Below are 23,524 nucleotides of genomic sequence, written 5' to 3'. Positions count from 1 at the left end.
TTTGTCTAACTTTTTTGTTGCACTTCACTTCCCCACGAGGTAACGGGCCTTTTGATATTATGCAATAGTAACTTTAGTCCTGTTGCTAACAGTATTACATCACGTGAACCATATAATTTCCTATCCGAATAGTCCAGCTTTCTTCCAGCCACATTGTTTCAAATAATCTCGAATCGACTTTTTAATGATTGAAGTATCTAACTTAGATTCAACAATTCCAACTTTACCGCTCTTCTTGTCCTGTCCAATGCCAAAAGAAATACTTTTCTGATAAGTCTTTCCCTTAGAAAAGGAGATGTCTTTACTGAAAGATAGTTTACCGTTATGCATCCTAATACTTGATGTCTTACTAGAAGTGCTATCAACTTCCTTCCATTTCCCGTTATCTTTCAAAGTAACTGTAAAAGTAAACTCTTTGTCCTCATCGGAGATTCCACCCTCAGTGAAAAACCGGGCATCCATCCATTTCCATGTGCCAATAATCGAATCTCCTTCAACAGCAACTTCCCAAGGATTGTTATCAGAATTTAGAGCCTTTGGTGCATCGCTTAAAACTTTTTCTTTCTCAATCATAAGAAATCATCTCCTTCTTTTGGTAATCATTACTGAACATAACTAACCTTATAATACCAAGACTAGTCATATCGCCAGTAGTACTCCTTTCATTTTTGCGTATCTTCGGAAAGCCGGAAGGTATCGACGAACTGCTTGTATTCCGAGCTGGAAGTTCCAAAGGATTCGAGGCCATAGAGGCCAGTGGACGAGTAAACGACCTCTCGACGCATGATCACCGAGGAGTCCTCGCTATCGTGACCGGTGTAGGAAATGGCCATATGCCCGTCCACGGTGGTGAAGGAATACTTGTCAATCTGCAGAAGACGAGCGACATTGGTCAAGACCTTACGTTTCTGCGCGTCATTGAACCCCTTGGAGTCCTCGACTTGCTTCCGAGTGAATTTGGTGACGGACACAGCGTAGTTGATGTGATCCTTGTCATTGACCGTCGAATAGCGGGCATAAGCGCCGGTGGGATCCTTATAGGTGTCCTTCTCCGGAACGCCCGGGAAATAGACGGAATAGCCCAGATCCTTGGACGTGAACTTCTTCCAGCCCTGGGGGGCAGTGACGGAGGAAGTGGCTTTGTTCGCCGATGGGGCAGTCGACTGGGAGGAACCGCAGGCGGCCAGACCTGTCGTGAAAGCCATCGTTGCTATGATAGCAGAAATCCGCCTGAAAGACCTTTTCATATCAAACCTATTTTTCTTTCTTGTCGTTTCTTGATTTTCCATTGTAACACCTTCTAAAGTATGCGGATAAAAATAATCTGGAATGGTTTTATCTTCAATTAAACACTGAATAATATATTTCCAAGGACTCCGCTTTTGATCATCAAGCTCTTGAGGTAGTGAACTTTTAAATATTGAACGCCACTTGGGGTCTTGGCGCCGCTTTTTGAAGACTCCAATGCGTCATCGGAGCTAAGCAATTGATCTAATTCTTTAAGGTTACGGGCTTCGGGTAGCTTTTCTTTTTAAGATAGATCATCAATAACTTCTTGAATCGAATTTTTTAACTGCCGATTAGGGATTGAATAATATTTAGGTAAACCATCATGAGCAACTGTTGTTAATGTCATGCGCATAAAATCAGAAATTGTTAGACCATGATTAGCCAATACGTCTTTGGCTTTACTTTTAATAGTTCCGTCAATTCGAGCTTCAATTCTTGCCATTCTCATCACCTCAGTAATATTGTACGTTATCTGGCGTACAAATCCAACCGTATTTAACTAGGTTAAACTCTTTACAGAACGAGCAAAGATTCTTACATTAAAGACAACCATACAGTCAGAAAGCCGGGAGCAAGCTGCTTTTTTTAGTATTTCTTATGATATACTTAAATTAAAAGTCGAGGTGGCCTTTATGTTTTTATTAAAACTACATGATTTAATCAAGCATAATTATGAAAATGGCTTGTATTCCAAAGATTACAGCTATAGGTCTAATAATTCTAATAGCCTATCAGACTTTGATAAAGGAAAGTTTCAAGCTCAGACTGATTATCAAAGTGGAAAAGCGATCAAACACTATCCTAAATTACTATTTGAATTTTTAAATTTTGTTTTTTTACGAAAGATGCAGGAAATCGTAAATTTCATAAATGGATATAACTATGAAATGAGAAGACTGCAAAAAATGGATAAAAATTAGATTAGTGGATTGCGCCCTGTCAAGCAGACAGTCAATTATACAATGAACTTTAAGCAGCTTGATGCCGGTATTCTACCGGGGTCAGGCTGTTTAATTTTGTTTGATAACGTTGGTGATTATAGAAGTGAATGTACCGATCAACTGAAGAGGTCAAGTCCTGATAGGTTTTAAAGTACTGACCATAGTAGGCTTCATCCTTGTAGTGACTCCAGAAGCTTTCCATCGGGGCATTATCAATACACTTATCGACCCGAGACATACTGCGGGTAATACCGTGCTCAGTGGTCAAGCAGGCAAACTCTTTAGAGGTGTATTGGAAGCCACGATCACTGTGCAGTAATGGTGTCGCGGTTGGATAGCGTTTAAAAGCCTGCTTGAGGGTTTTCATTACCAGTGGATTGTCATTGCGCTGGCTAACGACATAGCTAATGATCCCACCGTTATGTAAATCCTTAATAGCACTGAGATAGGCTTTCTGACCATTGCCATAGATCAGATACGTTACATTGGTGACCCACTTTTCGTTTAAGTGATCAGCCGTAAAATTCCGATTAAGAATATTAGGCTCATGGTTTTGTCCGCGAGCGATCGTGCAGCTATGACGAGGCCGTCGAATTACCGCTCGCAGATTCATTTCAACGAGGAGTCACCGAATACGCTTATGATTATAGTGACAGTTGTAACGCCGATTAATAAGCATTGTTAATCGGCGATAACCCCACTTACCCTTCATTTCCCAGTAAGTCTGCTTGAGCAGCGCTTTGAGCTGCTCACTGATCTGGCCTTCTTTCGTCGTCGGCTTAGAAAGCCAGCGATAATAACCTACTCGTGAGACCTGAGCGAGGATACAAAGATGCTTGATTGATTGCCCTGGAAAATGACGAGTAGCTTGAATCGCCTGATATCGCGATGATGTCTTATTGCTCGGATTCATTCTCCAGGGCACTTAATTTTTTTAGGAAGTAGTTCTCCGCCGCCAGATCCTGGTTGCGAGCTTCTAGCTTTTTGAGCTGTCGTTCGAGTTGTTCTTCTTTACTTAGTTTAGCTACAGTGCGGTCTTGAATTCGATGACCACGATGATCAACTAAGGCTTCGTAACCGTCCCGCTCATACTTCTGTACCCAGCTATAAACCTGGCTGTAAGAGACGCCGTATTTCGCCATCGCTGCTCGATAATCTTTATCACTGGCTAGGGTAAAGTGAACGATTTCTAGACGCTGTTCATAAGTGGTTTTCCGGTGTGCCTTCATCTTGGTAGAACCTCCAGTTATCTTCTTCAAGGTTTTACCGTTAGTATACTGGTTAACCCAGCGCCTGAGAACACCGCGACTGGAAATATTATACTTACGACAGCACTCCAGCTGTGAAAGGTGATTGTCAAGGTAATCATGGACCGCCGTATGTTTGAGGTCGACAGGATAGTGTCGCCAAGTGTGCGACTCTTTTAAGCCAGCTACCCCATTATTTTGGTACTTAATGATCCAGCTTGTTAAAGTTGATTTACTAACCCCCAATTCACGGGCCCCATGACTTACCGAGGACTCTCCCTCAAGGACTTTCCTCACCGCTGCCAGTCGTTGATTTAAGGTATGGTTACTAGTTCGGTTGGACATAAAAAATCCCCCTAGAGTTACATACAGAATTTTGTATAATTCTGTGTCCACTCTAAGGGGAGCATATCACAAGGCTGGGGTCGGGTTTTATTGTAGGATTGAAACCACTCGTCGGTCCCGGTCAATCTTACCGGCCGCTTGCAGGTTCTTAAACTTCCGCGACAGGGTCTCCGGAGTCGTTCCCAAGTAGGTGGCCAGATCCTTCATCTTCATTGGTAAGGTGAAGCGGGACCTACCGCGCAGGGTGGCCTGCCGGTTCAAATATGCCCACAGGCGTTCTTCCACCGCTTCCATCATTAGGTACTGGTTTTGGGTGGTTAACTCCTGCACCTTGTCCATCGTTAGTTGCAGGAGGCGGGTGGCCAACTCGGGGTACTCCGCCAGTAGTTTGGTAAAATCCTCGTAGCTGATCGTGCAGAGAGCGGCAGGCTTTTGAACCACCGCAAAGGTTGCTTCGTTCTCAGCCCCGTACAGCCAGCGCTCACCCACGTAGTCCCCAGTGTGCATGACCTCAAGGACTTGCTCCTCCCCTTCTTCATTTAGTTGGTAGAGCTTGACCTGGCCATCTTCAACGATCACCATCCGCCCCTCATCACCGGGCGCCAGGATTACCTCGCCCCGCTGGTAATGATGGTGGACCAACAGGGATTCAATCTGGCGCTGGTTAGCCAGGGGAAGCTGGTTAAAGAGGGGGACTAACCGGACACAAAGGTGGGTGCCACTAATCATCATCTTCGTCGTCCTCTTCTTGGTAGCGACCCTCCATCAGATCATTTCCCAGGAAATTTTGCCCGGCTAAGATCTCGGCCCGCATCCAGTCATCCAGGTCAACAATCGTGTGAACCAGCTTCATCTTTCCTTCTTGCTTACCAAGGGCGATTGCCTTTTGGAAGAAGAGTAGCTGGGTGTCAAAGTCCTTAATTAGGTCAAAGAGTTGGTCCTTGCCGGGCGCGTACTTTTCCGCCCCGTCTTCCTTTAGCATTGCGTACTCTACAAACTGCGCGGTTGTGGTTGGAACGGCTTCCCCCAGGCTAAGCAGGAGGGTGTTGATCCGGTCAAAGTATTGGCGCTCGGTTGCCACCCATTCCGCCGCCTTTTGGTTAATGAAGAGGCTGGCGCAACCCTTAGCATACAGGCGAGCCTGGTTGACCTTTTGCTGGTGGAGCCATAGGTTGGCAAGAATGTGGCCAGTTATCGCCCCTGCCGTTGGGGTGTGGTGATCTTGGTCGGCTTGCTTTAATTCAGCTTGGTATAATTCTTCCTTTGTCATTAGGCAATCTCCTTTTCCTTTACGCCGTTGACTTGGTAACCCAAATCTTCAACAACTTTCTTAACGTCATCAGCACTTGATTGATTGGTGTCGACCTTTGCCTTGAGCTTACCAGCGTTAAAGAGGACCTTCACATCGCTGACCCCGGCTTGATGCTCAACCGCCGTCTTAATCTTATCCATGCAGGACGGGCAGGTCATCCCACCTAATTCCATTACAACCTTCTCCATTTTCGGTCCCTCCTTTGTTTTTCTTTTAGTATAGTGTACTATTTTCCAAAATAATTGATCATCGTCAAGTCTAGCGAACTTTTAGGAGCCGCATTCCGTTTAAGATAACAATCAAGATACTCAACTCGTGAACCAGCATTCCGGAGGCCATGTGAATCGAGTCCACCATCAGGCCTAGGAATAAGAGGGCCACGGTTAAGACCGCAATAGCGATGTTTTGGTTCATATTGACAACCGTCTTCTTGGCGATCATCAAGGCCAGTGGCAGACGACCAAGGTCGGAGTGGAGCAGGACCACGTCTGACACGTCGAGAGCCACATCCGTCCCGTTCCCCATTGCAATCCCAACTTCTGCGGTTGCCAGGGCCGGGCTGTCGTTCACCCCGTCACCAAGGAAGGCAACCTTGTGCCCCGCGGCTTGGAGTTTCTTAATCTTAGCCACCTTGTCCGCCGGCATTAAATCACCAATCACTTTGCTCATTCCAACCTCTTGACCGATCTGGTCGGCCGTCGCCTGGTTATCACCACTCAGCATGATTAGATTAGTGTACCCAAGTTCCCGCAGGCGGGCAAAGGTTTCCTTGGCGTTATCCTTGAGCGGGTCACTGATCCCCAGCAAGCCCCGTAATTGGCCATCAATGGCAACGTAAACCAGGGAGCGCCCCTTCGCCTGCCAAGCCGGTGCCGTTTGGGCCACCGCCACCAAGTCAATCTGGTGGTTCGTTAACAACTTGGCGTTCCCCACGGCGACTTGGTGGCCAGCCACTTGGGCAACCATTCCCTGACCGGCAATCGTTTCGTTATCGTCAACCGGGAGCGGTTCTTGAGCTAACTTATCAATGACCGCCTTAGCCAGGGGGTGGTTGGAGGCCGTTTCAACACTAACCAGTAACTGACGATCTTGATCGCCCGCTTCCGGTGCCCACCACTGGTCAACCACTTCCGGCTGGCCCTTAGTGACCGTCCCTGTCTTATCAAAGACCAGGGTGTCAACCTTCTTGAGGGCGCTAAGGCTCGCACTCCCCTTAGTTAGTACCCCTAACTTCGCCGCCCGACCTATTCCGGCCACGGTTGAAACCGGCACCCCGATCACCAAGGCCCCCGGGCAACCGAGAACCAGAACCGTGATCGCCAACTCGTCGTCCTTGGTCAGCAGGCCAAACACCAGGGCCATCACCATCACCAGTGGGGTGTAGTACTTCGCAAACTTATCGATCACCCGCTGGGCCTTGGACTTGCTGTCTTGAGCCTGTTCAACCAGTTCAATAATCTTCCCAAAGGTGGTGTCTTCCCCGACCCGGCTGGCTTCAACCACCAGGGTCCCGTCCTCCAGGATTGTTCCGGCGCTGACGGTTTCATCGAGGTTCTTTTCAACCGACCGCGACTCCCCGGTTAAGCTGGCCTCGTTTACCAGCCCGGTTCCCCGCTTAACCTGACCGTCAACCGGGATCCGGTCACCGGCCTTGACCAGGACCAGGTCTCCTTCGTCAACCAGATCAATGTCGGTTACCTCACCGGTCGCGTCGTCAACCGAATCAATTACCTCAGCAGTTTGCGGGGCCATTTCAGTTAAGGACTTGACAGCGGCCCGTGTCTTGCGGAGGGTCAAGGCCTCCAAAACGTCCCCGAGGTTGAAGAGCCAGACCACGATCGCCCCTTCAGTGTACTCACCAATGATGGCGGCCCCGATGATGGCAACGGCGACCAGGAGTTCAATTGAGATCACCCGGTACCGCAGGGCGCTGAAGGCCCGCAGGATAATCGGAATCCCCCCTAAAATCGTGACAATAATCATTAACAACGGGTAGACCGTTTCCAATTTTGCAAAGCGACTCAGTTCGGCAACAACGATCAAGATTGTCATCACCAGTACGTTAATTTTTTGGTTCTTACTGAAGAACCCCCGTAGCTTGCCCATTGTTCTTTCTCCTTCGTTTCCTTTATCATTATCTTAGCCGCCATGGGGCCTAGATAAATTGACAGGGATCAAGAAAACGAAATATATCAGGAAACTATTAAAACCTTTCAACGTTTAAAGACTTATTTTTTAGTATTATGATTATTCAGCCAACTGCAAGATTAATATTCACTTTTGATATATCAGAAAGGAGCTAAATAATAACTAAACCTCACAAAGAACCTCTTTATAAGATAAGCCAAATTAAAAATTACCTTTGTCGAAGTGAGCCCTGTAAGTTTAAAGTGCTAAAAAATAGCCCCTACTTAGCTACTTGGCTAACGTAAGGGGTATTTTTCGGCATTCTTAAGGTTCCATTATTACAAATAGACCCAATAAAAGAAAATTTAGGTACAAAAAAAGAGCATCTTTTCAGATGCCCCGCCGGCTCGGATAAGTAATCAGCTGATCCAATTTACACACCAGCATCTTCATCTTTGTAACAATATTATAGCTGAAAACTTTCTATGATACAATAGGAAAGCACACCAGAATGCCCCCATCAAGCATTCAATTTGTGTGTGGGAAGGAGGTTCTTCCCAGTGACTCATTGTATCTTCATCTTTGTATTGTTGCCTTTTTTCAGTAAGAAGCAACTGAAAAAACTGATTAAGTTCATGATTGAGCTGTTAAAGTACATGCTTTAGCATTTCAGTAGAATAAACCAGCGTCTGTCGCGTGCGGCAGACGTTTTTTGTTTATTTTCAATGGGTATTTAATCATATATGGCCCCTAAGTTTAAAAGAGAGTCCTATTAGTAAAGGATAGAGTGTAATTTTTGTAGATTACGTAGTAGTGTACTTAAAAGGACAGTCTTCGATATGATCGTTAATTAGGCCTACCGCTTCAAGAAAGGAGTAGATTGTTACTGGCCCCATAAATTGAAGACCTATTTCTTTAAACTCTTTTGCTAGGTTTCGAGATAGTCTATTTTGGGTTGGTATGTCAGTAAACTGTTGAGGGTGGTTAATGATTGGCTGTGGAATTAAGGTTGTTAGTACTGTACACAATTGGTGCCCTTCATGGTGCATTTTAGTCATTACACGAGCATTATTAATGGCGGCATCAATTTTTCGCTGATTACGAATGATTCCTCGGTTTTTCAGTAATTGCTTACGCTGATTACTGGTAAATTTTGCAACCCGCTCCACATTAAAGCCTGCAAAGGCTTGTCGAAAATTTTCTCGCTTATCCAAGACTAATTGCCAACTAAGTCCCGATTGAAAGGATTCTAGAACCATCATCTCATATAAGTAATTCTCGTTGAGGTTCAGCTTACCCCATTCGTGGTCATGATACTTCGTAAGGAGTGGAGCATCATCGTTTTTCGGAAAGCAGCGTTTCATTTAATTCCTCCTAATAGTAATTTTGATCAATCAGAATTTAAACATAAAAAGGGCATCTTTTCAGATGTCCCACCGGTTCGGATAAGTAATCGACTGACTTGATTTATATATCAGCATCATCGTGCTTGCATTGTTGCTACTTTCTAAGAAGCAACTAAAAAAACTGATTAAGTCCATTAACATTTCAGCAAAACAAATCAGTGCCTGTCGCGTGTGACAGGTGTTTTTGTTAGTCTTAGAGTTATTTGAAACTATTTTTATTTAGGGCAAAATCTAGAGCTATTGCAATTATAATTAAGCATCCTGCAGTAATCCAACCAAGTTTAATAGCTGTTACTAATTCATGAGACCACATGTTTAAAAATACTGAACCTGTTGCTGTACCCATAGCAATAGCAACATTTTGAACCATTCGTTGGAGTGAACCAATACTACCCTGTGAAGTGATATCAGTAGTTTTCATAATTACAGATATGTTCGCCGGTTGGAAATAGCCACCACCCACACCATAAATAAACAAACAAATTGTAACTAAAATATATGGTAAAGATGTTTGATATAGGCTCAAGAGTAGTAATGAACAAAGAATAATAGATAATCCGACCTTAGAAAAGGAATTATCTTTCAAACCATTATTATGTGCACTAGATACTCTAGAAAATAAAACTAGACCTATAGGTGCACCTAGTACCAGTATACCCGTCAATCCTGAATTTAATTTAAAGACAGTTTCAAACAAATAAGGTGGCATAAGAAAGATTATGGCTGAAGCAAAGCCAAAGGCAATCGTTTCATATAGATATACCAGTAGCGATTTATTCTGAATAAGATTTATTACATTGACAACAGGAGTTTCTTTATTTCTTTCTACTTTAAACAAGATAATTACAGCTATTAGACTAGCGATTATTAATGCTATCCCAACAATACTATGTGAGCTTAGCAATGACAATCCACTAATAAGCAATATCACAAATAGTCCATTGGTAAGACTTCCAGGGTAATCAATGTGTTTAGCGTATTTATTCTCAGAGATCTCTGTAATTAATTTGTGATTACAAATGAGTCCCAGAAGGACGAACGGAATGTTTAACCAGAATATTCCTCTCCAACTATTTAATGATAGTAGCAATCCACCTAATGAAGGACCAAGTACAGGTCCGACACCAATCATAATTCCTAAAACTCCGATAGCAGAACTGGATTTTTCAGCAGAAACTAAGGTGGTAATTAAAGAGGCTGATGTTGCTTGTAATGCAGCTGCACCAATACCTTGGAAAATTCGAAACATAATTAACATTTGAATATTAGCTGAAAGTCCGCAAAGTAATGAGCTAAGCCCAAAAATTATCAGTCCAATATACGAGAACGATAGTTTACCAAATTTATCACTAAGTAGTCCAAAAGGAAGAATAAAAACAGCAAGGCTAATAGTATAACCCGTAACTGCAATAGCAGCAATGTCTGCTGTAGTTTCAAAGTAAGATTTTAAAAATGGTAATGCAACATTGATAATCCCTGTATCTAATGTTGATAATAACATTCCTATGCCAGCAACTATAACGACTAAATGATCTTTAGTTCTTATATTCATAGCGCATTCTCCAGAAAGAATGAAAGTCTATATTTACATCATGATTCAAGCTGTAAGTCATTTCTGCAACAACTTCTGCCTTATTTTTTCCAATATGTTGCAGATCAGCACCCATTTGCCTATTCATATTTGAAATATCAAATGTATCTGGGTCTGCCAATTTTAGATTTCGAACACCCATTCGAACTAACCGTTGTGCAAGTTGTCCTCCTATTCCACCAGTGCCTGCTATTCCAATTACAACATTTTTCAATTTTTCTTGTTTATTATGTTGTTCCTGTTTGGTGTCACCGAGCCAACCCAAACTACGATTTACCCTTTCCCAATACATCTCTTCGTTTGGGATTGCTGTGTATTTTAAGTGCTTTTTGTCGTGAATCATTATATTAATCCTCCTTGTTAGATTGTGCTAATTATGTTAACTTATATTTAATTAACGATCAATTGATTCAAGAAATATCGAATCAAGGAGGACAAAATGACTATTAGGATAAACTTTAGTAAATACTCTACTGTAACAGACGAGACACTAACTCAAAGATTTCAGTTTGTTTATTCACCACTGAATGAACTTCTTAGAAGTCTTCATGTCTTGATGAATCCTAGGCATCATGGGTTAGTTGTAGATTGGGCCTTAAAGACAATGGAACAATTAGATAAAGAGGATATTGATAATTTGTACTATTTTAGTCCTGTATATGAATTAGGTGTTCCTCCCACTGTACTTTGTAATTTTCAATACAATGCTAGTAATCTAAAGGATGAACTATCCATGCTTCGCGCTTTTCTTAGTAGGCAAAGTAATGTAAATGGACTAATTAATGAGTTATCCACCTTAAATCACGATAGAAGTAACACGTTTATTCCAAATTTAGCTAAAGGTCTTGAATGGCAGGATTTTTCTATTAACCGGAATCCATTACTTATAAAAGACCTTAGTGGTAACCCGCAAACTGTCATTAACCGTTTTTTTAAATTTATCGTTAAGTATAATGACAATGTTTTTTCTGCGGTTTGGGAAAAAGCTAATATTAAAAAACTCTTATTTCAGGAAATTAAGATACGGGCGAACTCAATTAATATTCATGGTATTCGAAGTACTATAGATGAATTGCAAGTAGCTCGTATGCACTGGAAAAATGATACTTTAATTATTAATAAGCCTTTTGAGAGAGAAATTGATCTTAAAGATACTGACACAATTATGCTCATACCAAGTTTTTTTACTTGGCCTCATCTATTCGTTGATACATTTAAAAATGGAGTGGTCATTACTTACGGACTACAAAAAAGAGCAGATCTAATTTATACACCAAAAGAACTATTATTAACTTTTAAGGCTCTTAGTGAACCAACCAGACTTCAGATCTTGAAAACCGTTTCGAAGTCACCTTGCACTACACAAGGACTGTCACAGCTTTTATCACTAGGTACCTCCACTGTATCCAGGCATTTACAAATATTAAAAGAAGCAAATTTACTAAAAACTACAAAACAAAAAAAGTTCGTTCTTTATCAAATAACAAATAGAATATTTGAGTTAGTTCCTAATTTTTTAGATTTTATGAGAGATGATAACAAATGAGAGTCGTTAATAGTGCACTTACCTGTAATAAATGGTTGACTGTTAATGAACTGTCAAAAGTCTGCCATTTAAGCAGAGAAGAAGTAATAAGTCAACTTCAGTGTGATAAAACTATTATTTCATTACAATTTTACGGTAGATGGTATTACAAAAATAAAATGAGCTACAATGTAACGAAATTAGGTAATACCAGTAATAACATGTTGAATATTAGAAATACCATTAGTAATTTAGGAATTGCAAGAACCTGTTCACATCATCTTGGTGGAAAACTAGGGGTCACTATTTTTAGGCATGCTGAGCTTAAACATCTAATCTTCACTTCTGATAAAGTTAACTATTCTTTTACTGAAAAAGGGAAAAATATATTCAGCAAATTTTGTAAAGTAAATCAAACCACCGTACCCTGTTGCTTAGATTTCTCGGAGCGAAATTTCCACTTTGGAGGAAGAATAGGAAATGATCTTCTAAATTATTTATTGGAAGACGATTTGTGTAAGTTAACCAAAAGTCGAAAAGTAGAACTTTGTAAAAAGCCTGCTAGTATTGTTCAATCGGTTTTTACCTAAGTTAAGTTACGAAATAGGACTTTTAGTTTGATCGTTTAAGCGCATTTGTACAATTTTAACGTTCCAAATTGAAAATTGTTTACCAAATAATATAACGATAACTTACTCCCTTGTTTATTTTGCAAAGGCAATTTATGATCAGCAATTATTCCTTTAGATAATTTTCCTTGATCTTTTATGATAGATAACCCTTTAGCTCGTAAAAGGATAAGCATTTCACGTTCTTTTATAATTAGGTCTAATTTTAGTACAGACTTGTTTTCCACATACACTATAAATTTAATGATAAAAGTTAAATATTAAAATGATACTGATAAAGCAAATAAGATCTAAGAAACCACCTAAAAAAGGCACCTCATATCCCCGAGGTACCTTTTTAAATTCAACTTTTTAATGACTTACGATCTGTCAATAAAGCAATCGGCGACAGAATCAATACAATCACCGCGCCTACTAAGTAGGTATGACTGAAGGCCTGGCTGATTTGTTGATTCTTAGTATGCTTAATTTTTCTCAAAGCTGTCGTTAAAGCTTCTTTTTGTGCCAATTGTTTGAGACCTACTAACAATTTTTTCTGACCCTGGCTTATTTTCTGATTACCCAAATTAATTTTTTGAGAAGCTTTCTACCGGTGCGTTATCAAGAAATGTTTGGACCCGTTGCGGTTGTTTACGGATGCCAAACCGAAGCCGAAGCAATTGCCTTAGCTAATAATTCTAGTTATGGTCTTGGAAATACGGTTTTCGGTTCTGATATTGCCCATGCTCGAGAAGTGGCCGCTCAAGTAGAAAGTGGGATGAGCTGGATAAATGCAGGGTGGGCCTCTCTACCTGAAATTCCGTTTGGTGGGGTGAAAAATTCTGGTTATGGCCGGGAATTGAGTGAAATTGGCTTTACTGAATTTGTTAATCAACACTTAGTTTATGAAGTAGAATAGCTCCAAGCCCTTTACCTTACTGACTACTTGTGCTATAACATTCATCAAAACGAGGGTTGCTTCCGAATACGCCTCGCTAAAAACAAACAGGAGATGATGTTATGGAACGAATTGCTAAATCGAAATTATTTGATTTATTAGGGGTTATACTAGTGGTGGGGATTGCCATCGCCAGTGGTTATTTAACTGAAACCCTTGCAGAAGTAACAAACTGGGGTAGTTGGGCGCGTTGGGTGCCATTTGGGCTGATCTCTATTGGGAATTCGGTCCTGTCCATTTATTCGACCCGGCTAACTGGTCGCATGAATAATGTCGGTAATTGGATTGGGATTATTAACGCTGTCCTATCAGGAACCATTGATTACTTACTTGGCAATCAGGCGGCGATTGTCACTTATCCGGTGACCTTTATCATTTATATTTTTGCAATTCGAACCTGGATGCGGTCGGAAAAGTATCGGGCGACTAAGCCCTTAACGGGAACGAAGAAGTGGCTAGTGATGATTAGTCTGTTCATCTTAAGTATGGCCTTTTCCTTTGCCACCAATTTGATTGGTTGGAAAAATGGTTTCCAACAACCGCTATTTTGGATCGTGGTGATTGCCTTTGGCCTTTCACTAACCGCTAATGTTTTAAATGCCATGAAGTTGACAGTCCAATGGCAATACTGGTTTGTTTATAACTTTGTCCAGTTAATTAAAGCCTTAGTGCAAGGTAATTTTGCTAACGTTGGTAAATACATCTACTACATTATAAATGCCTTGGCCGCCTTAAGTTTTTGGACAAATTTGTCTGCCAAGACAGAAATTGAAGAACCATAAATAAAAACTCGACCTTGAAATTCAGGATCGAGCTTTTATTTTTAGGTTAAGGTTTCGCCACGCAGACTACGGTAAAAATTAACTTGGCAGGCTTTGTAAGGTTATGTCCGTATAATTGGTGTAAATTCTAAATAGGACTTTGTGAAATCCGTACAATACGGTACTGTACCCTGTCAAGTTGACACATTAAATAATAAAAACTAGTTGGCCTTGCCGAAGCGGTATTCTGCTGCGGTAAAGTCATTTCTTTTGCCTGAAATAAAGGAATGCGTAAAGTAGCTTGGTTGACTTGAAATCCTTTGGATTTCGTTCATGTAAATTCACCGGGATAATATCTTGCATCTAGAAAGGCTCCTCCAACTGTTTTCTTCCAGTTTAGGAGATGCCCGCTTTTTTTTATATACGTCTTATTATGGTGTGCTTACACATATTCTACCCGGTATGGGTTTATTTTTTTACTTTATGTTGCACTTCAATTGTAAATTCACCCCATAGAAAAAGCGCCTCACAATGGTTAGAACTTTTGTCTAACTATTATGAGGCACTAGTAGTAGAAATAACGTACATAATATAGTACAATATAATGTAAGAGAAAAGAAAGGAGTCCTTATTATGCCAATTGCTACTACTCAAAGTGATTTCCGTAATCATATTAAAGACTACTTAGATAAAGTCAATGATGAAAACCAAACAGTACTAATTGCACGTTCTAATCAACGAGCAGCAGCTGTTATCTCACAAGAACAACTCAATACCCTTCTTGAAGCTGTTAATGCTAAAGAAGATTCACTAGATTATGCTATTGCCAGAGATAAGTTAATCGAAATGCACATCTTACCTGATGATCCTATCGTTGAACCAACTGACGATTATTGGAACAGTTTTAAGCCAAAGGATAACAGTAACCAATGAGATATCAATATAAACCACGAAAATCGTTTGAACGAAACTTAGCTTATCTTGCACAGCTTGATATAACAATTATTGATGAAGTAAAAGACGCTATTTCTATTCTCCTCGATGGCGACATACTTCCCGATGATTTTCATGATCACGAATTAGAAGGAAACTATACTGGCTATCGAGAATTTCATCTTCGTGATACTCCCAAAGGGCAGCAACCAACTGAAACAACTGACATTGTAGTTATCTATAAAGTCAACAATCAAGATTTAGTACTCGTTGCTGTTAATATTGGTTCTCATAAAAAATTATTCCATGGTCGTTATCATAAGAAGCGTTAAAAGCCGTTGACTAGGGACTAGTCTTGATAAAATAGCAAAGTTCTGTAAGTAATTCTTTATTAAGCCGGCTAAAATTGTTACGTTAGTTATTTAATAAATTGTTTATTTATTTGTCTGCTAACGATATAATTAAACTAGACAAAGGAGGTATCAAGATGAAAATTATTACTTTTACTGCTATCAAGGGTGGTGTCGGTAAAACAACCTTGACTTTAAATTATGGTGATTGGTTAGCCAAACATGGCAAGAAGGTTCTATTAATCGATTTAGATCATCAGTGTAATTTAACAACCGTTTTTGAAAAGACACGACGCAACAATACCATCGCTGAAGCATTTAAAGAAAACGATAATGCTCAAAAAGTAAAAATTGACAGTGTCGGACCAAATCTAGATTTAATCGCCGGTTTTATAGACCTAGATGTTTTGGGAAGTTATCTAGAAAATAACAGTAACAAAGAAATGATGTTATTCATGTGGTTTAAAAACAACTCCGATTCATTAAACTTAACCGACTATGACTATATCTTAATTGATACACACCCAGATTTTAGTACCATCACTAAAAATGCTATTGCTATCAGTAATTACCTTCTTAGTCCCATCACACCCAGTGAGCATGGTTACAATGCTAAGTTTGACCTAGAAACACGACTCGAAAAATTCAGAAAATCACTTTTTGATTATCGAACTGGCGAAACTTACGTAGACGCAAAACTTTTCTTTATCGTTAATATGATTAGACATAATACAAGTATGTCTCGCGATTTGCTAAAACATATAGAAGGTGATGAAACAGTCGCAACTATAATTCCAGAAAGAGAGCTCTTTAATAAAGCTACTGCAAGGCACGCTTCGATATTTGAATTAGCCAATCATGATAAATCCGTTTTAAAGCAAAATCAAAAGTTCATAAAAAAAGCCGATCATCTTTTTCAAGAATTAGCAAGTAAAACCAAGTAAGGAGAGTTAGCTTATGAGTTTAGATTCATTCAACCATAAAAAAGACGAAGAAATGAGAGAAAGTTACGAAACTACATTGAAAGATAACAAGAATGACGCAGTAGCATTTTTAAAAAATATCAGTCGAAAAGAAGTAGAGCGTAAGCGATCAGTAACCTTCTCAATTACTGAAAGTCAATTAAAAAAAATGGACACGGCTGCCCGAAAAAACGGATTTAAAAATCGGTCAGAATTCTTAGCTTCAATCATAGATGCAATTTAATAATTAAATAAATAATTAATCAGACAATTTATTTAATTAACTCATAATTAGATAAAAACTTGTAAAGTGTACCGGACCAAATAAAGTTGCCGGTTAGGAAGCACTATGCTAAACTGAAACTAATTTAACAACCGAATGAAGAGATCAAGCTAAACTAAAAAGATCCCCAGTTCACGAGGAACCAGGGACCTTTGGTTTAGCAAGTAGCTACCATCCAGCTACTTAGGTTCAGACGATTTTAACTTGCAGGTCTAAATCGTCTGAACATTGCTCTTAATTTGTAGGTTAATTATACCGCAAACCAGTCCAAAAGGGCAAGTTTAAGGATAGTTAAAAACAAATTGAAGTCAATGGACTAAGTAGCTAACTGGAGTTATTTAGTCCATTTTTTGTTGTTAGAAATTAAAAAAGTTGCCGAATGGGCAACTCGCAAACAGACACATGCTGGTAAATTACAAAGCCTCACCACTAAATGAACGCTTTGTAATTCAGTTAGAGCATATCAGGTTTGTATTATAATGCAAGTCAGATGTTTTAGCAACTCTCTTTTGAGACAGCGTGTGTCAGTCAAGAAAGGGAGTTTTTATTATGACAAAATCAACAAATTTTAATTACTATGAAGCCGATAACGTATATGGAGCCTTATTTTTCCAGTTCCCTAAGGTATTAATGTATGGCGAGCAATATAAACATTTAAGCAGTGACGCTAAATTGGCTTATATGGTACTGAAAGACCGGCTCGAGTACTCTTTGCGCAACAACTGGGTTGATGAAGAAGGACACGTCTATTTTACTTTTACCAATCAAGAACTCGAAAATTTATTTAATTGCCATAATCAAAAAGTCGTCAAAATAAAAAAAGAACTCGAAACCGCTCATTTGCTGATGCAAAAACAACTGGGCTTTAACCCAAAAACAAAAAAGAATGAACCGAATCGCTTATATCTGTCCAAGCTCGATGTGAAAGCAACCGATGTCTATTTACGCGGTGAAGATAGCCCAAAAGTGTCTCAAACCCTTGATACAAGCGGAAATGTGAAAATCACACTTCCGCATAAGTCCGTTGATGAGACCGCTCAAACCCTTGATACAAGCGGAAATGTGAAAATCACACACAATCTATATAAAGACTATAAAAATAATATAGATACTAATAGATACGATATAGATACTCAAAAGTTGGACTTTTCCACAGCCAATTTTTCACCAGCTGAAATTGAAGCTCAAAATCGAGATTTAGTAAAACATGCTGATAAGTTCTTAACTGACGAAGATAATGGCTTACCGGTTTTCTTAGAACCAGAAGCAGTGCAACTACTTAGCTTTTGGTGCCGGACCCCACAACAAATGCGGCGCTTTATTGGCATTATCTTAAACGCCAAATATGCTGTTGAAAAAGAACATAAGGATTTAGGCGTATGGATTCTATTAGATGACCCTGATTTAAAAAAAATGATGACCAAAACGTTAAGACGCTATTTTAATGCCCTAAGAAGCGATGAGAAACATATCAAGAACGTTGAGAATTACCTGTACGGCACTATGCAAAACCTATTTGATGTTTGGTGGAACCAACAAGCGGCTAGAGACTATGTGGCCAAACACCCCAAAGACCAAAATATTGATAACGAGCATACTTGGGATTAAAACGCCGTATAAGCTCATTTAAGCCGTTTTAAGTGCTACAGGCATGATCATATTAAAATCGCTTTAAAATCGCTTAGACAGAAGAATAGGGGCTTTTAAATGAGCGTCAGAGCTAACCAGGCTAACCAGCTCAAAAGTTCAGCCTTTAGATCAACGCCAAGCTCAGGTGATTTGAGGCCAGGGCTTTATCTATTGATAGGGTACTCAAAAGGTAGTATAATGGTAGTAACAAAAGAGAGGAGATGAGACAATCATGGCAGTTAAGGAAAAGAAACGCGTACAAGTCAAGATTGACAAAGAATTGGCAGATAATACCGAAGCCGTTTTAAGCCAGTTAGGCCTAAACCCAACTACCGCGATCAATATGTTTTATAAGCGGATCGTAGCTGACGCAGCATTACCGTTTAAACCAGCCCTGAGCGAAGCCGAAAGAGCTAATTTAAGCCTTTTAAAGGCTACCAAAGAGACACCAGTAACAGAGTTCAAAGACGCTAAAGAAGTCGCTGATTGGCTCAATGATCCAGATGAGGACTAATGGCTTATCAGATTAAATAAATTAATAACTTGGAAGTGTGATGAACATGAAAGATACAATCACAATTAATGACTTTTTTGAAATTGCCAAAGAAACTGATTTAAAAGATTTACTTGATAAGTCATTACATGAGCCAGATCCAGAAAAGCGCAAAGTATATGACGCTTTATATACCTACTTTTTAGATAAAAGGCAAGATGAGGTTATTAAGCGAAAGGACTTTGTCCGTTGATAGATAAACCCCAATATATAATTGTTGCTGGTATTAACGGAGCAGGGAAAAGTACGCTATACGATACATTTCCCAGCTTGTTTGACAAAACAAAACGGATTAACGCTGATGAACTTTTAAGACAAATGGGTGGCGATTGGCATAAAGATAGTGACAACTTAAAAGCCATGAAAGAAGAAATCAAACAACTACACTATGCTTTAGATCACCAGCAAAGTATTCACGTAGAAACAACACTAGCAGGTAGAGGCAAAGCTCAACTCAATTTGATTGACAAAGCTCACAAAAATGGCTTTGAAGTGACTTTATTATATGTTGCTTTGCGAGATGAAAATTTAGCTATCCAAAGGGTCAACGAACGGGTACAAAAAGGTGGGCACGGTGTTCCAGTAGCAACGATCAAGAAACGTTATCAGCAATCCAAACATAATTTGCCATTAGTGGCCTTTAAATCTGATAAGGTCATGATTTATGATAATAGCGAAAAGTTTACCCCTGTTTATGCAAGAGATAAGGGACAAGTTTTTAAGAACGATTTGAGGCATTTTCCTTGGATAAACCAAAATATTACTTATCCAGAAAAGGTGCAAAAGCAGTTACAAAATTTTGCAGATCAAAACCCAGAAGTAAAGCCTAAAAATGATCCAGAAAATAAAAACGATCGGCCTAGTTACTAGGCTGGTCGTTTTTGAATTTGTTCGGTTTATGCGCATTAATGTAATTAGCAAATATTTTTAAAAGTTCTTCGGTTTGTTCGACCGAGAGGTTATCAGCTTGAAAGTATTTTTCGAGCAAAGCCCCTTTTTGAATTAATCGGCGAGAACGGGCTTTGCGTGCTTGGCGGTTTTCATAGTATTTAGATTGCCGTAATTTAAAATTTTCTCGTTCAATTTTTTGCTTTAAACGTGCTTGTTGTTTAACTAATTTTTCATATTGATTAGGCATAGAATTTCCCCATCTCGTATGGCTAATGATCTACAGACTTTACCTTTAAAAATTCAGAAAATTGCTGGGCTAAAATCTTAATCTGATCGTTAGACAAATTAGCATAATCTAAATTGGCTTGACTGATGATTTGTTTACCTAGCCGTTGTTCAATCTTATTTTTTTCGTCCTTAATTTTTTGATTAAGGGCTTTTAATTTAGCTTCTTGTTTTTCTAAGTTACTTTGAGACATAACGATCCCTCCAATCATATTAGAAATAATCACCGAAACTATATCATATAGGAAACGTTAAGTCAAAGTATAAAAGTTGAAATAGCGAAGCGGAGGGCATACACTAAAAGTGGAGTTAAGGGAATCAGCAGACCGAGTGAAACGAGGTCAATGGCACTTATACACAACAACTAAAGTTAGTTGTGTTATTGTGCTAAACCCTTGTATCAGAAGTCGCCGTTGGCGACAACAAAAGCAAACCCATAGACCCAAAGAAAGATGGTGACCGACATGGCAATTTTTCATATGAGTTTTAGTAATATTAGTGCTGGAAAAGGACGAAGTGCGATTGCCAGTGCCGCTTATCGAAGTGGTAAAAAGCTATTCGATCAAAAAGAAGGGCGAAGCTATTTTTATGCCCGCTCGGTTATGCCAGAAAGCTTTATTTTAACCCCCAAAAATGCACCAGAATGGGCCAGTGATCGAGAGCGGTTGTGGAATGAAGTCGAAAGAAAAGATCGCAGAGCAAATTCACGCTATGCAAAAGAGTTTAACGTGGCTTTACCAGTTGAATTAAGTGAAGATGAACAGAAAGAATTATTGACAAAATATGTACAAGAAAATTTTGTTGATGAGGGTATGGTTGCCGACGTAGCAATTCATAGAGATCACCCAGATAATCCGCACGCTCATGTTATGCTAACTAATCGTCCATTTAATCCAGACGGAACATGGGGATTGAAAAGTAAAAGGGAAAATATATTAGATGAAAATGGGAACAAGACTTATACAGGAAATAGTCGTTTCCCAAGATCAAGAAAGGTGTGGCTAGTTGATTGGGATAAAAAAGAAAAAATCACTGAATGGCGGCATAATTGGGCGGCTAGTGTAAATCAAGTTTTAGAGCAAAAAAATATTCCGGATCGGATCAGTGAAAAATCCTTTATCGAGCAGGGAATAGATGATACCCCAATGCAACATGAGGGAATCAATAGTAAACGGTATGAAAGAAAAGAATTTAACCAACAAGTAAAGAACTATCGCAAGGCCAAAGCCAGTTATAAAAACAACCAAGAAAAAGTAATTAATCGAGGTCATTTAGATAGTCTAAGCAAACACTTCTCGTTTAATGAAAAACGGGTGGTCAATGAGTTAAGTCATGAACTAAAAACTTATATTAGTTTGGAAAGTTTAGATGATAAGCGGCGCATGCTATTTAATTGGAAAAACAGCACCTTAATTAAACATGCGGTTGGTGAAGATGTGACTAAACAATTATTGACAATTAACCAACAAGAAAGCTCACTCAAAAAAGCAGATGAGCTCTTAAATAAAGTGGTTGATCGCACGACGAAAAAACTTTATCCAGAGCTTAATTTTGAACAGACCACGCAAGCTGAAAGACGAGAATTAATTAAGGAAACCGATAGCGAACAAACGATTTTCAAAGGCAGTGAATTAAACGAACGTTTAATGAACATTCGTGATGATTTATTGACCCGACAATTATTGACCTTTACCAAACGGCCGTACGTTGGCTGGAAGTTATTAATGCAACAAGAAAAGGAAGTCAAAATCGAACTGAAATATACGCTGATGATTCATGACGATAGCTTAGAAAGTCTAGAACACGCTGATCAAGGTCTACTAGAAAAGTATTCACCAACCGAGCAGCAAAAGATTACTCGCGCAGTCAAAGATTTACGAACAATCATGGCTGTGAAGCAAGTTATTCAAACCCAATACCAGGAAGTTTTAAGAAGAGCCTTTCCTAACGGCGATTTTAATGAATTACCAATGATTAAACAGGAACAGGCCTATACAGCAGTGATGTACTATGATCCAGCTTTAAAACCATGTAAGGTTGAAACAATCGCACAGTGGCAGGAAAATCCACCAAGGGTATTCAATACCCAAGAGCATCTGCAAGGACTAGCTTATCTATCGGGACAGCTGAGCTTAGATCAGTTAGAAAATCATCACCTACAACGGGTTTTAAAGCATGATGGCACTAAACAACTCTTTTTGGGTGAATGCAAAGTCGATCCAACGATTAAGAACAGTCAGATCGAGAAAATCCAAAAGCAGTTAAAAGAGCAACAGGCCAAGGACGACCAGTATAGAAAAGCAAATATGGGGCATTATCAACCGCTAAATTATAAGCCAGTTAGTCCAGACTATTACTTAAAGACGGCCTTTAGTGATGCGATCATGACTGTTCTATATGCTCGTGATGAAGATTACCAACGGCAAAAGCAAGAACGTGGACTGAAAGAGACCGAGTGGGAAATGACGAAAAAGCAGCGGCAACACCAAACCCGGAACCGGCATGAAGATGGGGGTATGCACTTGTAATTTAAATGGGCAGATTGCAAGAAATAACTTGAACGAATTTAGTGACGTAGATTAAGCAAGAAGAGCTCGATTGGTGTATGCCAATTAAGACATTTAAGTGGCTGTGAATTCAAATACCAATTAATTTGAACCAATTGGTGATCACCTAGTTCTTTAATGGCTTGACCTTTGGGAATAAAGCGTCGTAAAACTCGGTTACCGCTATCTGCCCATCTTCGACGTGTCACAAACTAGCGGTGAGCCAGTGTTAAGTGCCAAGGATTTTTTCAAAGAAAATTTAGCCGATCATCAGAATGTAACGAGCTTGTATAACGCGTTCAAAGATTATTTAAACCAGCAAACCGACCTTAAAGTCAGTGAAGTGCCTTTAGCGACGCTAAATGGGGCTAAGGGGTATTTTCAACCCAGCACTAATGAAAATCGTCATTGGTGGCGATGAGCCCGATAATGCTTTAAAATTGAAGACGTTATATCATGAATATGCGCATAGCCAGCTACACGGATTAAAATCAGCCTTTAAAGATCGGCCACGAGCCTATCAGGAAACCCAAGCCGAAGCTGTCGCATATGTCGCTATGCAAAATATTGGGGTTGATACGGGCAATTACTCCCTCGGTTATGTAGCTACCTGGGCCAAAGATAAAGCCGTGATCCATAGTGCTTTAAGTGAGATCCAGCAAGTGAGCAACAAAGTGATTGAGATTAGCGACGGGTTAACCAAACAATTAGGCTTACAAGAAGCCCGAAAAGAGCCTGAGCATGATCTAAAAAAGTTATCAGCCCATGATCTTAATAAGTCCTATCAAGGCTTGCAACAACAAGTTCAGCAAGCAAGGAACCCACAACAAAAATCAGAACTAAAAAATAAACTAAATGATATACACCATGAAATCAGTAATCGAACACAAAAACAGCTGCAAGCATTTGCTGAAGAAAATCCGTCAATCAAACAACCCGAATCCGAACTTGATCAAAGTTTAAAGCGTTAGCCAGTTTTTA

General features: G+C 39.7%; 28 protein-coding genes and 4 pseudogenes. 15 read left to right on the top strand and 17 right to left on the bottom strand.

The genetic code is table 11. The features are described from left to right. Window positions 1-120: 120 nt before the first annotated feature. From FC49_RS08105 to FC49_RS09820, 3 genes are all read right to left on the bottom strand, one after another. Window positions 121-573: a hypothetical protein gene (locus FC49_RS08105; RefSeq protein WP_003712340.1), complete on the bottom strand. Its 453-nt coding sequence runs from the start codon at window positions 571-573 to the stop codon at window positions 121-123. Window positions 574-662: 89 nt separating this feature from the next. Further along, complete coding sequence (locus FC49_RS08100) at window positions 663-1,289, bottom strand: PsbP-related protein (RefSeq protein WP_016372446.1); 627 nt, start codon at window positions 1,287-1,289, stop codon at window positions 663-665. A gap of 242 nt (window positions 1,290-1,531) precedes the next feature. Further along, window positions 1,532-1,732, bottom strand: coding sequence for a type II toxin-antitoxin system RelB/DinJ family antitoxin (locus tag FC49_RS09820; RefSeq protein ID WP_048687242.1), 201 nt, complete (start codon window positions 1,730-1,732; stop codon window positions 1,532-1,534). A gap of 190 nt (window positions 1,733-1,922) precedes the next feature. On the opposite strand from FC49_RS09820, the gene FC49_RS08095 reads away from it, so the two are divergent. Then, the gene (locus FC49_RS08095) at window positions 1,923-2,210 is read left to right on the top strand and encodes a hypothetical protein (RefSeq protein WP_003712350.1); all 288 of its coding nucleotides are present in this window, start codon (window positions 1,923-1,925) and stop codon (window positions 2,208-2,210) included. A 49-nt stretch (window positions 2,211-2,259) separates the two neighbouring features. On the opposite strand, the gene FC49_RS08090 is transcribed toward FC49_RS08095, so the two are convergent. The 10 genes from FC49_RS08090 to FC49_RS08050 all read right to left on the bottom strand — a co-directional run bounded on the left by FC49_RS08090 (window position 2,260) and on the right by FC49_RS08050 (window position 10,602). Continuing rightward, window positions 2,260-2,844: an IS3 family transposase gene (locus tag FC49_RS08090; protein ID WP_007124602.1), complete on the bottom strand. Its 585-nt coding sequence runs from the start codon at window positions 2,842-2,844 to the stop codon at window positions 2,260-2,262. A 12-nt stretch (window positions 2,845-2,856) separates the two neighbouring features. Then, the gene (locus FC49_RS10380) at window positions 2,857-3,144 is read right to left on the bottom strand and encodes an IS3 family transposase (RefSeq protein WP_102169358.1); all 288 of its coding nucleotides are present in this window, start codon (window positions 3,142-3,144) and stop codon (window positions 2,857-2,859) included. Further along, a complete protein-coding gene (locus tag FC49_RS08085; RefSeq protein WP_040459010.1) occupies window positions 3,128-3,823 on the bottom strand; it encodes a helix-turn-helix domain-containing protein in 696 nt (231 codons plus the stop codon). The genes FC49_RS10380 and FC49_RS08085 overlap by 17 nt, the downstream gene beginning before the upstream one ends. An 87-nt stretch (window positions 3,824-3,910) precedes the next feature. Further along, the gene (locus FC49_RS08080) at window positions 3,911-4,555 is read right to left on the bottom strand and encodes a Crp/Fnr family transcriptional regulator (RefSeq protein ID WP_007124600.1); all 645 of its coding nucleotides are present in this window, start codon (window positions 4,553-4,555) and stop codon (window positions 3,911-3,913) included. Beyond that, complete coding sequence (locus FC49_RS08075; protein ID WP_007124599.1) at window positions 4,545-5,093, bottom strand: ferritin family protein; 549 nt, start codon at window positions 5,091-5,093, stop codon at window positions 4,545-4,547. Before FC49_RS08075 ends, FC49_RS08080 begins: the two co-directional genes overlap by 11 nt. Continuing rightward, window positions 5,093-5,323 (bottom strand): heavy-metal-associated domain-containing protein, encoded by a 231-nt coding sequence (locus tag FC49_RS08070; RefSeq protein ID WP_003715850.1) that lies wholly within the window; start codon window positions 5,321-5,323, stop codon window positions 5,093-5,095. The genes FC49_RS08075 and FC49_RS08070 overlap by 1 nt, the downstream gene beginning before the upstream one ends. A 70-nt stretch (window positions 5,324-5,393) precedes the next feature. Further along, window positions 5,394-7,241, bottom strand: coding sequence for a heavy metal translocating P-type ATPase (locus FC49_RS08065; protein WP_007124598.1), 1,848 nt, complete (start codon window positions 7,239-7,241; stop codon window positions 5,394-5,396). Window positions 7,242-8,065: 824 nt separating this feature from the next. Further along, on the bottom strand, window positions 8,066-8,626 hold the full coding sequence (locus FC49_RS08060; protein WP_056984733.1) for a DNA-3-methyladenine glycosylase I: 561 nt from the start codon (window positions 8,624-8,626) through the stop codon (window positions 8,066-8,068). 241 nt (window positions 8,627-8,867) lie between these two features. Continuing rightward, window positions 8,868-10,220 (bottom strand): MFS transporter, encoded by a 1,353-nt coding sequence (locus tag FC49_RS08055; protein ID WP_056984732.1) that lies wholly within the window; start codon window positions 10,218-10,220, stop codon window positions 8,868-8,870. After that, the gene (locus tag FC49_RS08050) at window positions 10,204-10,602 is read right to left on the bottom strand and encodes a ThiF family adenylyltransferase (RefSeq protein WP_007124594.1); all 399 of its coding nucleotides are present in this window, start codon (window positions 10,600-10,602) and stop codon (window positions 10,204-10,206) included. The genes FC49_RS08055 and FC49_RS08050 overlap by 17 nt, the downstream gene beginning before the upstream one ends. Before the next feature lie 96 nt (window positions 10,603-10,698). On the opposite strand from FC49_RS08050, the gene FC49_RS08045 reads away from it, so the two are divergent. Together FC49_RS08045 and FC49_RS08040 are read left to right on the top strand one after the other, a co-directional pair. Beyond that, the gene (locus tag FC49_RS08045) at window positions 10,699-11,805 is read left to right on the top strand and encodes an ArsR/SmtB family transcription factor (protein WP_007124593.1); all 1,107 of its coding nucleotides are present in this window, start codon (window positions 10,699-10,701) and stop codon (window positions 11,803-11,805) included. After that, complete coding sequence (locus FC49_RS08040) at window positions 11,802-12,374, top strand: hypothetical protein (RefSeq protein ID WP_056984731.1); 573 nt, start codon at window positions 11,802-11,804, stop codon at window positions 12,372-12,374. The genes FC49_RS08045 and FC49_RS08040 overlap by 4 nt, the downstream gene beginning before the upstream one ends. A 382-nt stretch (window positions 12,375-12,756) precedes the next feature. On the opposite strand, the pseudogene FC49_RS09815 reads toward FC49_RS08040, so the two are convergent. After that, window positions 12,757-12,996 (bottom strand): annotated as a pseudogene (locus FC49_RS09815) (MFS transporter); the annotation flags it as partial. Window positions 12,997-13,008: 12 nt separating this feature from the next. Here FC49_RS09815 and FC49_RS08035 point away from each other — a divergent pair. From FC49_RS08035 to FC49_RS07990, 10 genes and pseudogenes are all read left to right on the top strand, one after another. Further along, window positions 13,009-13,311, top strand: a pseudogene (locus FC49_RS08035) (aldehyde dehydrogenase family protein); the annotation flags it as partial. Between the two features lie 101 nt (window positions 13,312-13,412). Then, window positions 13,413-14,132 (top strand): nicotinamide mononucleotide transporter, encoded by a 720-nt coding sequence (locus FC49_RS08030; protein ID WP_007124588.1) that lies wholly within the window; start codon window positions 13,413-13,415, stop codon window positions 14,130-14,132. Window positions 14,133-14,744: 612 nt separating this feature from the next. Next, entirely contained in the window at window positions 14,745-15,044 is a 300-nt protein-coding gene (locus FC49_RS08025; protein ID WP_003712280.1) for a type II toxin-antitoxin system Phd/YefM family antitoxin, read from the top strand. Beyond that, entirely contained in the window at window positions 15,041-15,376 is a 336-nt protein-coding gene (locus tag FC49_RS08020) for a type II toxin-antitoxin system YafQ family toxin (protein ID WP_007124587.1), read from the top strand. Before FC49_RS08025 ends, FC49_RS08020 begins: the two co-directional genes overlap by 4 nt. Window positions 15,377-15,531: 155 nt before the next feature. Continuing rightward, window positions 15,532-16,338, top strand: a complete 807-nt coding sequence (locus FC49_RS08015) for a ParA family protein (RefSeq protein ID WP_040459008.1) — start codon at window positions 15,532-15,534, stop codon at window positions 16,336-16,338. Between the two features lie 13 nt (window positions 16,339-16,351). Further along, a complete protein-coding gene (locus FC49_RS08010; protein WP_003712273.1) occupies window positions 16,352-16,600 on the top strand; it encodes a ribbon-helix-helix domain-containing protein in 249 nt (82 codons plus the stop codon). A 588-nt stretch (window positions 16,601-17,188) separates the two neighbouring features. Continuing rightward, entirely contained in the window at window positions 17,189-18,247 is a 1,059-nt protein-coding gene (locus FC49_RS08005) for a replication initiator protein A (protein WP_056984730.1), read from the top strand. Between the two features lie 253 nt (window positions 18,248-18,500). Beyond that, window positions 18,501-18,782: a type II toxin-antitoxin system RelB/DinJ family antitoxin gene (locus FC49_RS08000; protein WP_007124584.1), complete on the top strand. Its 282-nt coding sequence runs from the start codon at window positions 18,501-18,503 to the stop codon at window positions 18,780-18,782. Between the two features lie 46 nt (window positions 18,783-18,828). Further along, the gene (locus FC49_RS07995; protein ID WP_010620892.1) at window positions 18,829-19,014 is read left to right on the top strand and encodes a hypothetical protein; all 186 of its coding nucleotides are present in this window, start codon (window positions 18,829-18,831) and stop codon (window positions 19,012-19,014) included. Further along, on the top strand, window positions 19,011-19,691 hold the full coding sequence (locus FC49_RS07990) for an ATPase (RefSeq protein WP_007124583.1): 681 nt from the start codon (window positions 19,011-19,013) through the stop codon (window positions 19,689-19,691). Before FC49_RS07995 ends, FC49_RS07990 begins: the two co-directional genes overlap by 4 nt. On the opposite strand, the gene FC49_RS07985 is transcribed toward FC49_RS07990, so the two are convergent. Further along, entirely contained in the window at window positions 19,681-19,959 is a 279-nt protein-coding gene (locus tag FC49_RS07985) for a hypothetical protein (RefSeq protein WP_003590756.1), read from the bottom strand. The two genes, FC49_RS07990 and FC49_RS07985, sit on opposite strands and share 11 nt — an antisense overlap. 22 nt (window positions 19,960-19,981) lie before the next feature. Then, window positions 19,982-20,209 (bottom strand): hypothetical protein, encoded by a 228-nt coding sequence (locus FC49_RS07980; RefSeq protein ID WP_007124582.1) that lies wholly within the window; start codon window positions 20,207-20,209, stop codon window positions 19,982-19,984. 252 nt (window positions 20,210-20,461) lie between these two features. On the opposite strand from FC49_RS07980, the gene mobQ reads away from it, so the two are divergent. Next, complete coding sequence (gene mobQ, locus FC49_RS07975; RefSeq protein WP_056984729.1) at window positions 20,462-22,525, top strand: MobQ family relaxase; 2,064 nt, start codon at window positions 20,462-20,464, stop codon at window positions 22,523-22,525. A gap of 38 nt (window positions 22,526-22,563) precedes the next feature. On the opposite strand, the pseudogene FC49_RS09810 reads toward mobQ, so the two are convergent. After that, window positions 22,564-22,731 (bottom strand): annotated as a pseudogene (locus tag FC49_RS09810) (IS30 family transposase); the annotation flags it as partial. On the opposite strand from FC49_RS09810, the pseudogene FC49_RS07970 reads away from it, so the two are divergent. Next, a pseudogene (locus FC49_RS07970) lies at window positions 22,716-23,514 on the top strand (hypothetical protein); the annotation flags it as partial. The pseudogenes FC49_RS09810 and FC49_RS07970 overlap by 16 nt on opposite strands. Window positions 23,515-23,524 lie beyond the last annotated feature (10 nt).

Source organism: Limosilactobacillus oris DSM 4864, assembly GCF_001434465.1.
Lineage (GTDB): Bacteria > Bacillota > Bacilli > Lactobacillales > Lactobacillaceae > Limosilactobacillus > Limosilactobacillus oris.
This window is presented reverse-complemented; position numbering and strand designations above follow the sequence as displayed.